At 64.6% G+C, this 14351-nt stretch carries 12 protein-coding genes; 8 read left to right on the top strand and 4 right to left on the bottom strand.

Annotation, left to right across the window (positions count from 1 at the left end; genetic code table 11):
* Positions 1-6: 6 nt before the first annotated feature.
* The 4 genes from LB569_RS16815 to nanR form a co-directional block, all read right to left on the bottom strand.
* Positions 7-801, bottom strand: coding sequence for a sugar phosphate isomerase/epimerase family protein (locus tag LB569_RS16815; RefSeq protein WP_224693254.1), 795 nt, complete (start codon positions 799-801; stop codon positions 7-9).
* A 54-nt stretch (positions 802-855) separates the two neighbouring features.
* Positions 856-1701: a phosphogluconate dehydrogenase C-terminal domain-containing protein gene (locus LB569_RS16820; protein WP_224693255.1), complete on the bottom strand. Its 846-nt coding sequence runs from the start codon at positions 1699-1701 to the stop codon at positions 856-858.
* A gap of 39 nt (positions 1702-1740) precedes the next feature.
* On the bottom strand, positions 1741-3036 hold the full coding sequence (locus LB569_RS16825; protein WP_224693256.1) for a ribulose-bisphosphate carboxylase large subunit family protein: 1296 nt from the start codon (positions 3034-3036) through the stop codon (positions 1741-1743).
* Positions 3037-3108: 72 nt separating this feature from the next.
* Positions 3109-3822 carry a transcriptional regulator NanR gene (gene nanR / locus LB569_RS16830; protein WP_224559168.1) on the bottom strand — a complete coding sequence of 238 codons (714 nt, stop codon included), beginning with the start codon at positions 3820-3822 and terminating at the stop codon, positions 3109-3111.
* A gap of 346 nt (positions 3823-4168) precedes the next feature.
* Between nanR and LB569_RS16835 the strand changes: the two genes are divergently transcribed.
* The 8 genes from LB569_RS16835 (at position 4169) to LB569_RS16870 (ending at position 14350) form a co-directional block, all read left to right on the top strand.
* Positions 4169-5191 carry an ABC transporter substrate-binding protein gene (locus tag LB569_RS16835; RefSeq protein WP_140705611.1) on the top strand — a complete coding sequence of 341 codons (1023 nt, stop codon included), beginning with the start codon at positions 4169-4171 and terminating at the stop codon, positions 5189-5191.
* Positions 5192-5266: 75 nt separating this feature from the next.
* Positions 5267-7741, top strand: a complete 2475-nt coding sequence (locus tag LB569_RS16840; RefSeq protein WP_224693257.1) for an ATP-binding cassette domain-containing protein — start codon at positions 5267-5269, stop codon at positions 7739-7741.
* Complete coding sequence (locus tag LB569_RS16845; protein WP_224693258.1) at positions 7738-8772, top strand: ABC transporter permease; 1035 nt, start codon at positions 7738-7740, stop codon at positions 8770-8772. The genes LB569_RS16840 and LB569_RS16845 overlap by 4 nt, the downstream gene beginning before the upstream one ends.
* Before the next feature lie 107 nt (positions 8773-8879).
* Positions 8880-9707, top strand: a complete 828-nt coding sequence (locus tag LB569_RS16850; RefSeq protein ID WP_140705607.1) for a phosphogluconate dehydrogenase C-terminal domain-containing protein — start codon at positions 8880-8882, stop codon at positions 9705-9707.
* Between the two features lie 265 nt (positions 9708-9972).
* Positions 9973-10914 carry a D-ribose ABC transporter substrate-binding protein gene (locus tag LB569_RS16855; RefSeq protein WP_015318943.1) on the top strand — a complete coding sequence of 314 codons (942 nt, stop codon included), beginning with the start codon at positions 9973-9975 and terminating at the stop codon, positions 10912-10914.
* A 144-nt stretch (positions 10915-11058) separates the two neighbouring features.
* On the top strand, positions 11059-11721 hold the full coding sequence (locus LB569_RS16860; protein ID WP_224693259.1) for a DUF2291 family protein: 663 nt from the start codon (positions 11059-11061) through the stop codon (positions 11719-11721).
* Positions 11718-13286, top strand: coding sequence for a sugar ABC transporter ATP-binding protein (locus tag LB569_RS16865; RefSeq protein WP_224693260.1), 1569 nt, complete (start codon positions 11718-11720; stop codon positions 13284-13286). Before LB569_RS16860 ends, LB569_RS16865 begins: the two co-directional genes overlap by 4 nt.
* Entirely contained in the window at positions 13286-14350 is a 1065-nt protein-coding gene (locus LB569_RS16870) for an ABC transporter permease (RefSeq protein ID WP_224693261.1), read from the top strand. The genes LB569_RS16865 and LB569_RS16870 overlap by 1 nt, the downstream gene beginning before the upstream one ends.
* The last annotated feature ends 1 nt before the right edge of the window (position 14351 follow it).

The raw sequence follows: 14351 nt of genomic DNA on the forward strand, positions 1-14351 counted from the left end.
CCGCGCTCACGGCTCGACGTTCGGGACCTCCAGCGCGTTCACGAAATCCAGCGAGCGCCGCAAGGTGCTCCGAATGGTGGCGATGTCGACGGGTGCACTTCCGCGCTGGGGGTCGCGGCGGCCCGGGCGCTTCAGTCGCAAGGGCAGTTCGACGCTGACCGGCAGCGTGGCGGGCAGCATCGCCCAGTAGGATGCATAGTCGACAGAGCCGTCGCCGATGGCGCAGAACGCCCATCCCGCCCCGCTGACGACATCTTTCAGATGCGCGTGGCCGACCATGTCGATGGCATCGGCGATGTCTTGCGTCGGCTGCATCGTCTCGCCGCTGTAGGTGAAAATGTTGCCGGCGTCGTGGTTCATGCGGACGTGCCGCGATCCGATTTCCCTGACGAAGCCGGCCCCGGATCGCGCGCTGCCGAGCAGATCGCCGCTGCCATGTCCAGGGTTCTCGAGCGCCAGAACGATGTCGGCCTGTTCCAGCCTCGGCAGTACGGCTTCGATCGTCGCGCGGATAGCAGCCCGGTTCGCCGCCGGGCCGGCGTTGGTAATCAGGAAGGATGCGCCGAGACCGGCGGCAAAACCGATGCGTCGGGACAAGGCCTCGATGGCATCGGGCCCCGACAGGTCGAGATGGGCCGACACGGCATTGATGCCAAGCCCGGCATTTTGCGCCGTCCGGCGCAGCTTGAGGCCATTCGCCTCGGCAAACATGCCCTCATCGAAATCGACATAGCCGCTGATAAAGGCCGGCTCGACATGGGCAGCACCCGCCGCCGCAATCTCCTCGAGGGCCAAGTCCATGGAATAGCCGTCGAAGAGCGCGGTCGATACCGATATAATCCGCGAAGGCAGGGCTCAGGCTCCCTTGCCGTAGACGATCAATTCGGAGGCTTCCTTGACCTTGGCCGGCGAGAGCGCCTCGCGCCAATCGTCACGAACCACGACGCCCTTGGCGAACCGCATCAGGCGCAGCGCAGCATCCGACGGCACTTTCGGCGAGAAGCCGAACCACATGGCGATCTCGACATTCAGATGGCCGATCAGGAAATCGAGCGCGGCTTGCCTCGGAATCCCGTATTCGCGCTCGCACTCCTCGACCGCCTCGACCATGGTGTCGACGAAAGGCATGGCGATCATTTCGGACAGGCCTGGTTCCAGGATCGCCAGTTGCTCGACCGTGACGCGATGGCTGTCGATGATCGGCGACCACATCGCCTTGCACACCTCCTCGCCAAGCGCGTAGTGCTCCTCAGGACCCTGCATCAGGGCGCAGACGATCGACTGCCTGGCGATGCCGCCATGATAGTCGCGCCGCGCGGCCCATTCCGTTTCGTCGCCGAACAAGGGCGGATGGCAGGGATGGCCGACGAAATAGGTGAGATCCGGCCGGTCCTTCGGCAGGTCGCCGGCATAGGGTGCGGCGGCATCCAGAACGAGGATCATGGTGCCCTTGGCCAGCATCGGCGAGATCTGGCGCGTCACCTGGCCGATGATGTTGTCCGGCAGGGCCATCACCACGACCCTGGCGCCGGGGATGCCCTCCTCCATGGCGACGGCGGCGATGCTGGCCTCAGCCAAACGCTTGCGGCCCGGCTCGCCGACCTCGACGGCACGGACGTCATAGCCCGCCCCGATCAGCTTGCCAGTGACGCGGAAGCCCATCTTTCCGCCGGCGCCCAGCACAGCTACGGATATTGTCATTTTTTTCTCCCATGTTGATGGCGCGCCGTTGGCGCCGGTTCAGCCGAACGTCAGCAGCGCGGCTTCGAGTTCTGGATGCGTGGCGGCATAGTCGCGCGCGGGAATGCCGGCGGCCGCGGCTTCGAAAGCATCATGCAGGCTTCGAACGCCGGCGGCCGGCCCGCCGGGATGCGCCATGATCCCGCCGCCGCAGCAATAGATGAAGTCGTTGGAGCCGAGCCTTGCATAGGTCTCGCCTGCCTGCACCGCGGTCTGTCCGGACGAAAAAACCGGCATGACCGTATCGGGACGGTCGGCACGGCCGAACATCGGCGTCAGGCAGGCATGGGCCGAGGCCATCACCGAATCGTCAGGCTCGCAGAATTTGTTGGACAGCCCGTTGACGTGCATGTGGTCGATGCCGGCCAGGCGCCAGAACTTCTGGTAGGCGAGATAGCTCATGCCGAGATCAGGCGATCGGCCGAAGAGGCCCCAGCCGGCCCGATGACCGTGTAGCGCGACAGTGGAATGCCGGCGCATCTCGACGACACCCGAGAGGCCGACGGAATTCAGGACCAGCATGGCGCAGGTGCCGCCACGGCGCTCGATCAGATCCAGCTGACGGCGCATGGGGTCGATATCGCCGGAAATGTTGGCCGCGTACATGACCTTGCGCCCGGTCCTGTCGGCGTGCCGGTCGATGACAGCCATGACCGCCTCGAACCGCTGCTCGAACGGCGAATGCGGGGGATCTCCCATCAGTTCGTCGTCCTTGATGAAGTCGAGGCCGGCTGAGATCATCGTATCGGCAAGCCGTGCCGTCTCTTCCGGCGAAAGGCCGACGCTCGGCTTGACGATCGTGCCGATCAGCGGGCGCCACTCGACACCAGTCAGCCGACGCGTCCCTCCGACGGCGAAGGCCGGGCCCGGATAGGCATCCGCGAAGGCGTCGGGAAAGCTGACGTCGAGCAGGCGCATGGCCGAGAAATGATGCAGCTCGAACAGATTGCCGAGGACCGTCGACCAGACCGAAGCCAGCACGGTACCCGTATTCTCGATGTTCCAGGAAAGACCCACTTTGGCCCTGCGCGGTCTGGTGGCGGTCGCATTTTTGGGCGCACGCGAAAACGGCAGCGCCTCACCTTCGACCTCGCCAATATCCTCGATGAATTCGACGCGCGCCCCAAACCTGCGCAGCAGTTCCGGTGTCTCTCCCGGTATGGCACGGAACGTCCCGCTCGATTGCTCGCCGGCCATCGCAGTTGCGGCAGCCTCCAACGGGTAGCGGGTTTCGATCAGATAAGTGGCGCTGAGGCGACCGGTCAATGCAGAGGTTCCGGCTGGAATGATCTTCATGGCGGGAGCGATAGCACCAAAAAGATATCATGTCATCACATGAGTTTTCCTCGTCAAAAATTTTGTACGCTGTCAGCCCCCGCCGCCACCAGCCAGTTTCGAATAGAGTTCATTGGCGCGGCCGATGTGGTCGGCCATGGCGGCGCTCGCGCCTTCCGCATCGCCGCTGGCGATCGCCTTGTAGATCCGTTCGTGCTCCTCGACGGTCAGACGCTCGGCGCCTTTCACAGCCACGAGATCGCGCTTGAAGCGGGACAGCCATTCGAGCATGCCCTTGGCCACGGCCGCGATCATCGAATTGCCGCTCATCTCCGCGATGACGGCGTGGAATTCCATGTCGGCGGTTACAAATCGCGCCTGATCGCCCTTTGCGTCGCGCAAGTGGCGCAAGGTCTCGGCAAGACGTTCCAGGCTCTTAGCCGTGGCGCGCCGCGTCGCTATCCGAACCAGGCCGGTTTCCAGCAAGAGCCTGACTTCCTTTAGTTCTTCCAGCCCGCGAGAATTCGTTGCCAGCATCATCACCATCGCCGCGGAGACCTGATCGACGATCACCTCCGGCGTCGGATTGATGACGCGCGCACGCTCGCCGTGCGAAATCCGGATAAGCCCCATCTGCTGCAGCGTCAGCATCGCTTCCCGGATCGACGGGCGCCCGACGCCGATCATCGTCATCAGTTCCTTTTCCGACGGCAATTGGGAACCGGGCGGAAATTCGGACGTCGAGATCGCCGCCATCAACCGGTCAAGCACCTCGACATACAACTTCTTCTTCTGGACCGGTTCCATCCGCATCTCTCCTGATCATTCCCAGGCATACCCGATCCCGAGTCGCACCGACAGGCAAAATCCCGCCATTAATTGACATTACATATATGATGACCTAACGTCCAGCCATCGGTCGACGGCAACGCGGTTGTCGGAACAGGCCAGCCGACTGACCAGGGTGAGGACAGACGAACCGGCGGGCCGCGCCTGGCTGACGTCGACGCAATCAAACGGGTTCCGGACCGGCTTGCCTATTTGGTATGCTGGTATAACATGTAGATGGTATGGTGTCTTTCGGAAGAGGCGCCATAACGAAATGACAGACGGGCCGATCAGGGTCGGCTGGTGTTTTTTGGGAGGAGACAACATGAAGTTTTCTATTGTAACGGCGCTTGCCGGCGCCGCGCTGGCCAGTGTTTCGGTTTTGCCGGCGATGGCATCGTCGGACAAGCCGGTGATCGCACTCGCCAACGCCTATTACGGCAACACATGGCGCCATCAGATGGTGGAGGCTTTCGAGGCCTCGGCCAAGGAAGCCAAGGCGGCCGGTCAGATCGCCGACTACATCGTCATGAACGGTGACGGCTCGGTGGCGCAGCAGAACAGCCAGATCGCCGAACTGATCCTCAAGAAGGTCGACGTGCTCGCCGTCGACGCCGCCTCGGAAACCGCGGTCAACGGCATCATCGAAAAGGCCTGCAAGGCCGGCATCATCGTCGTTTCCTTCGATTCGGTTGCTTCGGCGCCCTGCAACTACCAGCTCAACTTCGACTTCAAGGGCTACAAGGCGGCCCAGGCCGAGGCCGTCTTCAAGATGATCGGCGGCAAGGGCAACGTCATACAGGTGCGCGGCGTGAAAGGCTCGGCGCCAGACAACGACATGTTCAACGCGCAGCAGTCGGTGCTGGCGAAATATCCCGACATCAAGGTTGTCGCCACCGTCTACGGCCAAGCGACAGCCTCGGTCGCGCAGGCGGCGATCGCCAATGTGCTGCCCTCGCTGCCGCATGTCGACGCCGTGCTCGGCCAGGGCGGCAGCGACGATGTCGGCATTGCCCAGGCCTTCGTCCAGTATGGCGGCGACTATGCCGGCAAGATGCCGATCATCGAAGGCGGCGGCGGCACCGACTTCGTCAAATGGTGGGCCGACGAGAATGCCAAAAACGGCTACCAGACGGTCTCGATGAACACCACGCCGGGCATTGGCGGCGCGGCGTTCTGGCTCGGCCTTTCCTTGCTCAAGGGCGGCAAGGCGCCGAAGCTGATGATCATGCCGGTGGCGACCGTCGATGCCAGCAATCTCAAGGAGTATGCGAAACTGCCGGGCGGCCAGATCATCAGCCCCAGCTATTCGCTCGACTGGGTCAAGCAGAACCTCCTCACCAAGTAAGGTCGCGAATGCCCAAGGACCGGGCGCCGCCAAACGGCCGCGCCCGGTCCTTGCCCGTACAGAAACGGAGGACGAATGTCCCATCTTGCCGTAGCCGACCCGGAAGATGCCGCCGCCACGATGCCGGCCGCGCGGTCGGACGTCGTCTCGCTGTCGAAGATCACCAAGAGTTTCGGGCCGACCTTGGCGAATGCGGCGATCGACCTCGCCGTCTCGGCCGGCGAAATCATCGGCCTGGTCGGCGGCAACGGCGCCGGCAAGTCGACGCTGATGCGCATCCTGTGCGGGGCGACGTCGCCGACCCTGGGCTCGATCTCGTTCGCCGGCCAGGATGTGAGCTTCGTCGACTACGACACGGCGGAGGCGCAACGGCGCGGCATCCGCATGGTGCACCAGGAACTGTCGCTGTGCGCCAACCTTTCCGTCGCCGAGAACTTCTTCCTGGAGACGCCTGGCGAGGCGGCCAACCGGCCCGGCTGGCGCGCACTCTACCGGGCTCGCGCCCGCGCGGCGCTTGACGCCGTCTTTCCCGCCAACGGCATCGACGTAAATGCCGAGGTCGGCCACCTCTCCATCGCCGAGCGGCAGATGGTCGAGATCGCGCGCGCCGCCGCGACGCCCGGTGTCAAGCTGATCGTACTCGACGAGCCGACCTCCTCGCTCGACCTCGACCGCTCCAGGCAGTTGCGGGCCTTCATCCGCGAACGGGCCAGATCCGGCCTCGCCTTCATCTTCATCAGCCACAAGCTGCAGGAAATCATTGATATCGCCACGCAGGTGATGGTGCTGCGCAACGGCCGCACCGCCTGGCGCGGCGATGTCGCCACCACCTCGATCGGCCAACTTGTGCAACTCATGGGCGGCGACGCCAATTCGATCCACCAGCACAGTGCCGCCGCCGTCAGCAGGGGCGAGGCGCTGGTCAGATTGTCGGGGTTCCTGACAGCGGGACTCGGCCACGACATTGCGATCGGACGCGGTGAGATCATCGGGCTGGCGGGGCTTGAGGGCAGCGGCCAGAAGGAGCTGCTGCACACCATCTTCGAGCCGGATACCGCCAGGGGTGCCGCGGTGACCAGGAGCGGTGACGCCGGTTTCATCGCTGGCGACCGCCAGAAGGAAGGCGTGTTCCCGCTGTGGAGCGTGCTTGGAAACATCAGCATCGGCAGCCTTGCCCGCCGTCCGGCACTGGGCCTGGTTTCGGAGCGCGCCAACCGCGAGGCGGCGGCTGATGCGGCCGGCCGGCTGCGGCTCGACGACAAGCGTTTCGGCTCTAACATCCTCGAACTCAGCGGCGGCAACCAGCAGAAGGCGCTGGTTGCCCGCGCGCTCGTTGCCGACACGCCGATCCTGCTGCTCGACGATCCGACACGCGGCGTCGACATCGCCACCAAGCAGGATTTCTACAGGCTCTGCAACGACATCGCGCGCGGCGGGCGCACCCTGATCTGGCACACGACCGAAGACGCCGAGCTTTTGGCCTGCGACCGCGTGCTGGTGTTTTCGGGCGGACGCATCGTCAAGGAATTGAGCGGCGAGGCGATCACGGAATCGGCCGTCGTTGGCGCCTCCTTCGCCCAGCAGGCGGACACCCGCGTCGGCGCCGGGAAAAGCGCCCCCGGCGCCGGACTTGCCCGCCGGCTGGTCAACGCGGCCCCCTTCATCGGTCTCGCCGCCGTGCTGGCGGTGATGATCTCGGCCAATCCGGCGGTCGCCTCTATCTTCGGGATCGACCTGCTCCTGATGCCGGCGCTGTCGCTGGTGCTGGTGACGGCGGCGCAGATGTTCATCGTCGGCGGCAGCGAGATCGACCTCGGTGTCGGCGCCTTTGCCGGCCTGGTCAGCGTGCTCTCCGCCACGCTGCTCTACGATCAGCCATGGCTCGGCGCGCTGACGCTGGCGGCGGCGGTCGCCGCCTATGCCGGGCTTGGCGGCTTGATCCAGGCGCGCAAGATCCCGGCCATCGTCGTCACGCTCGGCGCCTCCTTCATCTGGATGGGACTGGGCTACGCCTTGCAGCCGACACCCGGCGGCGCCAGCCCCGAATGGCTGTCGGCCATGTTCAACTGGTCGCTTGGCTTCCTGCCCACCTCCATCATCCTCATCGCCGCGGTCGCGCTCGTGGTGTTGGTGATCGACCGGCTGCCGCTCGGCGTGGTGCTGCGCGGCTTCGGCAACAATCCGACCGCGATGGTCCGCTCCGGCTGGTCGCCGACCCGCTATGCGCTGGTGCGCTACCTCGTTGCCGGACTGTTCGCGGCCGCCGCCGGCCTGTCGCTGACGGCGATCAACACGGCAAGCGACATCAATTCCGGCAGTTCGTTCACGCTGCTTAGCGTCGCCGCCGTGGTCATGGGCGGCTGCTCGCTGCTCGGCGGCGTCATCTCTCCGGTCGGCGCCATCGCCGGAGCGGTCACCTTGTCGTTGATCGGCGCCCTGCTCGGCACGCTGAACGTGAGCAGCGACTTCAACGCCGCGACGCAAGGGCTGGTGCTCATCGCCCTGCTGACGCTGCGCAGCCTGACCGCCGACCGCAGGAGCGAACAATGAACGGCCTCGCCGCCTTCAGCCTCTGGGCGCAGAAGAACCGCTGGGTCTGGTCGGCCATTGGCGTGCTGGTCCTTTGGTTGGTGCTGTCGGTGGTGACCAATCGCTTCAGCCTCAACAGCCTGTCGGGCATCATGCTGTCGGCCTCGTTCCTGACCGTCGTCGGCATCGGCCAGATGTTCGTCGTCACCACCGGGCGGGGCAATATCGACCTTTCGGTGGCCTCGGTCATTACGCTCAGCGCCTTCGTCGCGCTGCTCACCATCAAGGGCCAGGACGCCAACCTCGCCATCGGCGTCGGCGCGGCGATCCTGCTCGGCCTCGCGGTCGGTGCGCTGAACTCGCTGCTCGTGGTAGGGCTCAACATACCGGCCATCATCGCCACACTGGCGACCGGCTATGTGCTGGCGACGGCAACGTTGCTGTCGAACCGCGCCATATCAGGCTTTGCCGTCAGCCCGCTGTTGAAGACGCTGGCGACGGGCCGCGTCTCCGGCGTGCCGATCATGGCCGTCATCGCCATCGCCGGCGTGGCCGCGACCGCCTTCGTGCTGCGCTACACGGTGTTCGGACAATTGCTGTCGGCGGTCGGCCAGAACCGCGCCGCCGCGCGGCTGGCGGCGATCCGCAACAACCGCGTCATCGCTTCGGCCTTCATCATCTCGTCGGTGCTGGCCTCGCTCAACGGGCTGCTGCTCGGCGCCTATATAGGCGGCGCCTTCCTCGAAATGGGCCAGCCTTATCTCCTGCAGTCGATCGCCGCGGTGGTGCTGGGCGGCACGCTGATCTTCGGCGGCTCGGCAAGCGCCGTCGGCACGCTGTTCGCCAGCATCCTTTTGATCCTGATCGTCACCACCATGCAGATCGTCGGCCTGCCGCCAGGCGCGCAGGACATCGTGCAAGGCATCGTCGTGATCTTCGTCCTGGCGCTGGCCGGCCGGCAGGTACTGTCGCGACGAGCCGCCGTCGATCGCGCAGGCGACGACGGCACGCTGAAACCCGAACAAAGTGCCGTGGCCATCCGACCGGAATGACACCATGGATGATGATTTCTCTTGCCAATCTATGGTAGAGTGATCATACCAGTAGACAAGGTGACGATCGGCAACGCCAATCGTCCAGCACAGGGAGCAAGGGCTAGATGACGACGATCGCGCTGTTCGGTGCCGGCGGCAAAATGGGCTACCGCCTTTCAACCAATTTCCGCGGCTCGCCCTACACCATCCGCCATGTCGAGGTCAGCGAGGCCGGGCGTGAGCGGCTGAAGACCGGATTGGGCTTCGACACGGTCAGCGCCGACGAGGCGCTGAAAGGCGCCGAGGTGGTGATCCTGGCGGTCCCGGACACCCATATCGGCAAGGTCGCGACCAGCATCGAGAGCAAGCTTGCGCCGGGCACGATGGTCATCGTGCTCGACGCGGCAGCACCCTTCGCCGGCCATCTGCCCGACCGTCCCGACCTGACCTACTTCGTCACCCATCCCTGCCATCCGCCGATCTTCAACGACGAGACCGACATGGCGGCCAAGAAGGACTATTTCGGCGGCGTCAAGGCAAAGCAGCACATGGTCAGCGCGCTGATGCAGGGACCGGAAGCCGACTACGCCAAGGGCGAGGCCATCGCCAAGATCATCTGGGCGCCGGTGATGCGCTCGCACCGCGTTTCCGTCGAACAGATGGCGCTGCTCGAGCCCGGCCTTTCGGAAACGGTGTGCGCCTCGCTGCTGGTCGTCATGAAGGAAGCGGTCGACGAGGTGGTGGCGCGCGGCGTCGACCAGCAGGCGGCACTCGACTTTCTGCTCGGCCACATGAACGTGCTCGGCGCCGTCATCTTCGGCGAAACCAAGGGCGTGTTCTCCGACGCCTGCAACAAGGCGATCGAATTCGGCAAGCCGGTGCTGATGCGCGACGACTGGAAGCGCGTCTTCGAGCCCGAAGAGATCGCGGCCAGCATCCAGCGGATCACTTGAGGCATCTCAGGTACATATCACCTGAATTTGTGGTTGACTCATTATACCAGTTGGCTAAGTTGTTGCTGGCTTGGATCGGGCACGCTTCGCTGGGAGTTCGCAGCTCGGACGAGTGGAGGATGGCGGGGAACGGGAGTGCTGATCGGCTCTGAAAAAGCCGATCGACGGCTTGAGCCGAAGTGGTCCGCATTCTCCGCAGCCTGACGAATTCAGACGCAGACAGCGGCCTTGATCGATCAAGGCATTTTTTCAACGGGAGGACTTCATGAAACTGACACGCAGAATGACGCTTGCCGCCTTCGCCGGCGTGCTGGCACTCGGCACGGCGATGCCCGCCTACGCGGCGGACCTGATCGCCATCATCACTCCCTCGCACGACAATCCGTTCTTCAAGGCGGAAGCCGTCGGCGCCGAGGCCAAGGCCAAGGAACTCGGCTACGAGGCGCTGGTGCTGGTGCATGACGACGACGCCAACAAGCAGTCCGAACTGATCGACACCGCGATCGGCCGCGGCGCCAAGGCGATCATCCTCGACAATGCCGGCGCCGACGCGACCGTCGCCGCCGTGCAGAAGGCCAAGGATGCAGGCATTCCCTCCTTCCTGATCGACCGCGAGATCAACGCCACCGGCGTTGCGGTGGCGCAGATCGTCTCCAACAACTACCAGGGCGCCCAGCTCGGCGCGCAGGAGTTCGTCAAGCTGATGGGCGAGAAGGGCAATTTCGTCGAGCTGGTCGGCAAGGAATCCGACACCAATGCCGGCATTCGCTCCAAGGGCTATCACGACGTCATCGACGACTATCCGGACCTGAAGATGGTGGCGCAGCAGTCGGCCAACTGGAGCCAGACCGAGGCCTATTCCAAGATGGAATCGATCCTGCAGGCCAATCCCGACATCAAGGGCGTCATCTCCGGCAACGACACGATGGCGATGGGCGCTTATGCGGCGCTCGCGGCAGCGAACCGCAAGGACGTCATCGTCGTCGGCTTCGACGGTTCGAACGACGTGCGCGATTCCATCACCTCCGGCGGCATCAAGGCGACAGTGCTGCAGCCGGCCTACGCCCAGGCGCAGATGGCGGTCGAGCAGGCCAACGACTTCATCAAGAACAAGAAGTCGCCAGAGAAGGAAAAGCAGCTGATGGACTGCGTGCTCATCAATGGCGACAATGCCGCCAAGCTCGAAACCTTCGCGCTGAAGAACTGAGCCGGCGCGATATGATTGCGAGGGGTGGACCTCCGGGTTCGCCCCTCGCCTGACTCTTTGTTTTGACGCGGTTCCGGACGGAAAAACCGTTCCACATTTTTCCTGGAATTGCGCGACTTCACGTTCCGGGTGCTTTTGACCGCCATGCCGAAGACATTGACCTGGCAGACCCCTTTTAGCTGGCTGGCGCTTGCCGCGCTCGCGGGCCTTGGCCTTGGCGGCTGCAAGATCCTGCCGACGCCCGTGGCGCAGAGCGAAAACAGCGCGCCTGCCTTCAATCCGGACAAGATGGTCGAGGACATCTGGGCCTCGAAGGTCATACCCTATCTCAACCAGAAGGCCGGGCCGTTCGCAGAGGTCCAGGCGCTGGCGAAAACCGATCCGGCGGCGGCCGGCGCCAAATACGGGAACCCCAGGAAGCAGGCGAACTCGCCATGGACCTTCGCGGTCCGTGTCGAGGGCAAGATCGTCGTCGCCAACACGCAGTCGCGCGCGGGCACGATGGATATCGACGTCGACGGCGACGGCAAGGCCGATGCGCGCATCCAGATCGGGCCGGCGATGCGCGGCACGGCGCTGCGCGACAGCCTCGATTTCGTCCAGTTCAACGACTTCACCAACCAGATCGACTTCGCCCAGTTCGGCAAGGCCTTCAACGCCTATGCCGGCAAGACCGTGCTCTCCAAACTGCCGCGCGAGGCACTCGAGGGCCGCACCGCCAAGGTGCTCGGCGCCTACACGATCGAAGGCGGCCAGGACCTGCCGTTGGTGACGCCGGCGGAGGCCGAGATCGGGCCCAAGCCATGAGCCCCGCTCACGATGTCATCCTCAAGCTGGAGGATGTCTCGAAGGTCTATGCCGGCACGGTCGCGGTCAAGCAGGCAAACTTCGAGGTTCGCAAGGGTGCCGTCAACGTGCTTGTCGGCGAAAACGGTGCCGGCAAGTCGACGCTGATGAAGATCATCGCCGGCGTCGAGCAGCCGACCGCCGGCCGCATCCTGCTCGAAGGCGAGGCGGTTTCCTTCTCCTCGTCTGGAGACGCGGTGGCGCGCGGCATCGGCATGGTGTTCCAGGAGTTGAACCTGTTCGGCAACATGACCGTCGCCGAGAACATCTTCGCCACGCGCGAGATCACCAACCCGCTGGGCAAGATCGACCGCAAGGCGCAGGAAAAGCGGGCGGGCGAATTCCTCGACCGGCTCGAAGCCGGCATCCGGCCGGACATGCTGGTCGAGGATCTGCGGATTGGCCAGCAGCAGCTGGTCGAGATCGCCAAGGCGGTTTCGCTCGATGCCAAGATCCTGATCATGGACGAGCCGACCTCTGCGCTGAGCGCGGCGGAAGTCGAGATCCTGTTCAAGGTGATCGCCGACCTCAAGGCGCGCGGCGTCGCCATTGTCTACATCTCGCACCGGCTGGAAGAGCTGATCCGCATCGGCGATTACATCACCGTGCTGCGCGACGGCCGCATCACCGGCCAGGAAGAGATGAAGAACGTCGACACGCAGTGGATCGTGCGGCAGATGATTGGCTCGGACGCCAAGGATTTCGCCAAGGCCGACGGGCATCAGCCCGGCGAGGAAATCTTCCGCGCCGAGGAGATCTGCCTGCCGCGCGTCACCGGCGGACTGGCGGTCGATCATGTCTCGCTGTCGCTGCGCGCCGGCGAAATCCTCGGCATATACGGGCTGATGGGCGCCGGGCGCAGCGAGCTGTTCGACTGCATCATGGGCCGTCACGGCCATGCCAGCGGCAAGATCTTCATCGCCGGAAAGCTGGTGAAGGAGCGCGATACGACGCGACGCATCCGGCGCGGGCTTGCCTTGATCCCCGAGGACCGCCAGCGCGAAGGGCTGGTGTCGATCCTCTCGGTCGCCAGCAATCTGACGCTGGCGAGCCTGTCGCGCTTCGTGCGCCTGTTCCATATCCGGGGCGCCGCCGAGCGGCAGGCCGTCGTGCGGATGGTGCGGGAACTGGCGATCAAGGTCGCCGATCCGGCGCAGGAAGTCTCGTCGCTGTCGGGCGGCAACCAGCAGAAGGTGGTGATCGGCAAGGCATTGCTCACCGGACCGAAAGTGCTGTTGATGGATGAGCCCAGCCGGGGCATCGATGTCGGCGCCAAGGCCGACGTCTTCCGCACCATGCGCAAGCTGTCGCGCGACGGGCTCGGCATCCTGTTCGCCACCTCCGATCTCGACGAGGTGATGGCGCTGTCCGACCGCATCGCGGTGATGAGCAACGGCAGGCTGACCGGCATGTTCGACCGCGCCGAAGCGACGGAAGCGGCGATCGTCGCGGCGTCGGCGCTGGGCCACGGACCGGCACATCTTGCCCCCGTACATCTTGCCCCCGTACATGGAGAGCAACGCTGATGACTGACATTCCGGCCAAGGCGGCCGCTCCCTCCGCCTCCGGCGGCTCCGCGCTGCTGACGTTGATGAAGCTCCGGACTTTCATCGCGCTGATTGCCGTGCTGGTGTTCTTCTCGATCGCGGCGCCCAACTTCCTGTCGGCCGCCAATCTGATCCTTATGGCCAAGCACGTCGCGCTCAACGCCTTCCTCGCCATGGGCATGACCTTCGTCATCATCACCGGCGGCATCGACCTTTCGGTCGGCTCGATCGTCGGCCTGTGCGGCATGGTGGCCGGCTATCTCGTGCTCAACGGCATCGACCTGCAGATCGGCTACACTGTGTATTTCAACGTGGTCGAGATCGCCCTGATCACGCTTCTGGTCGGCATAGCGATCGGCGCGGTCAACGGCCTGCTGATCACCAGGCTCAACGTCGCGCCCTTCATCGCCACGCTCGGCGTACTCTATGTGGCGCGCGGTTTCGCGCTGCTGTCCTCCGACGGCCGCACCTTCCCCAACCTGGTCGGCAAGCCGGAACTCGGCACCACCGGCTTCGGCTTCCTCGGCGCCGGCCGGCTGCTCGGCCTGCCGGTGTCGATCTGGATCCTGATCGTGGTGGCGCTGGGGGCTGCCTATCTCGCCCGCTACACGCCGCTTGGCCGCCACATCTTCGCCGTCGGCGGCAATGAGCGCGCGGCGCGCATCTCGGGCGTGCGCGTCAACATGGTCAAGATGTTCGTCTACATGTTCTCCGGCTTCTGCGCGGCGATCGTCGGCCTGATCATCTCGTCGGAGCTGATGGCCTCGCATCCGGCGACCGGCGAAAGCTTCGAATTGAACGCCATCGCCGCGGCGGTGCTCGGCGGCACCTCGATGTCTGGCGGGCGCGGCACGATCGGCGGCACCATCGTCGGCGCCTTCGTCATCGGTATCCTGTCGGACGGCCTGGTGATGATGGGCGTCAGTTCCTTCTGGCAGATGGTGATCAAAGGCCTGGTCATCATCGTCGCCGTCGTCGTCGACCAGGCGCAGCGCCGGCTGCAGCAGCGTGTTACCCTGATGCAGATGGCAAAGGCGGGTTGAG

The organism is Mesorhizobium sp. BH1-1-4, assembly GCF_020165665.1.
Lineage (GTDB): Bacteria > Pseudomonadota > Alphaproteobacteria > Rhizobiales > Rhizobiaceae > Mesorhizobium.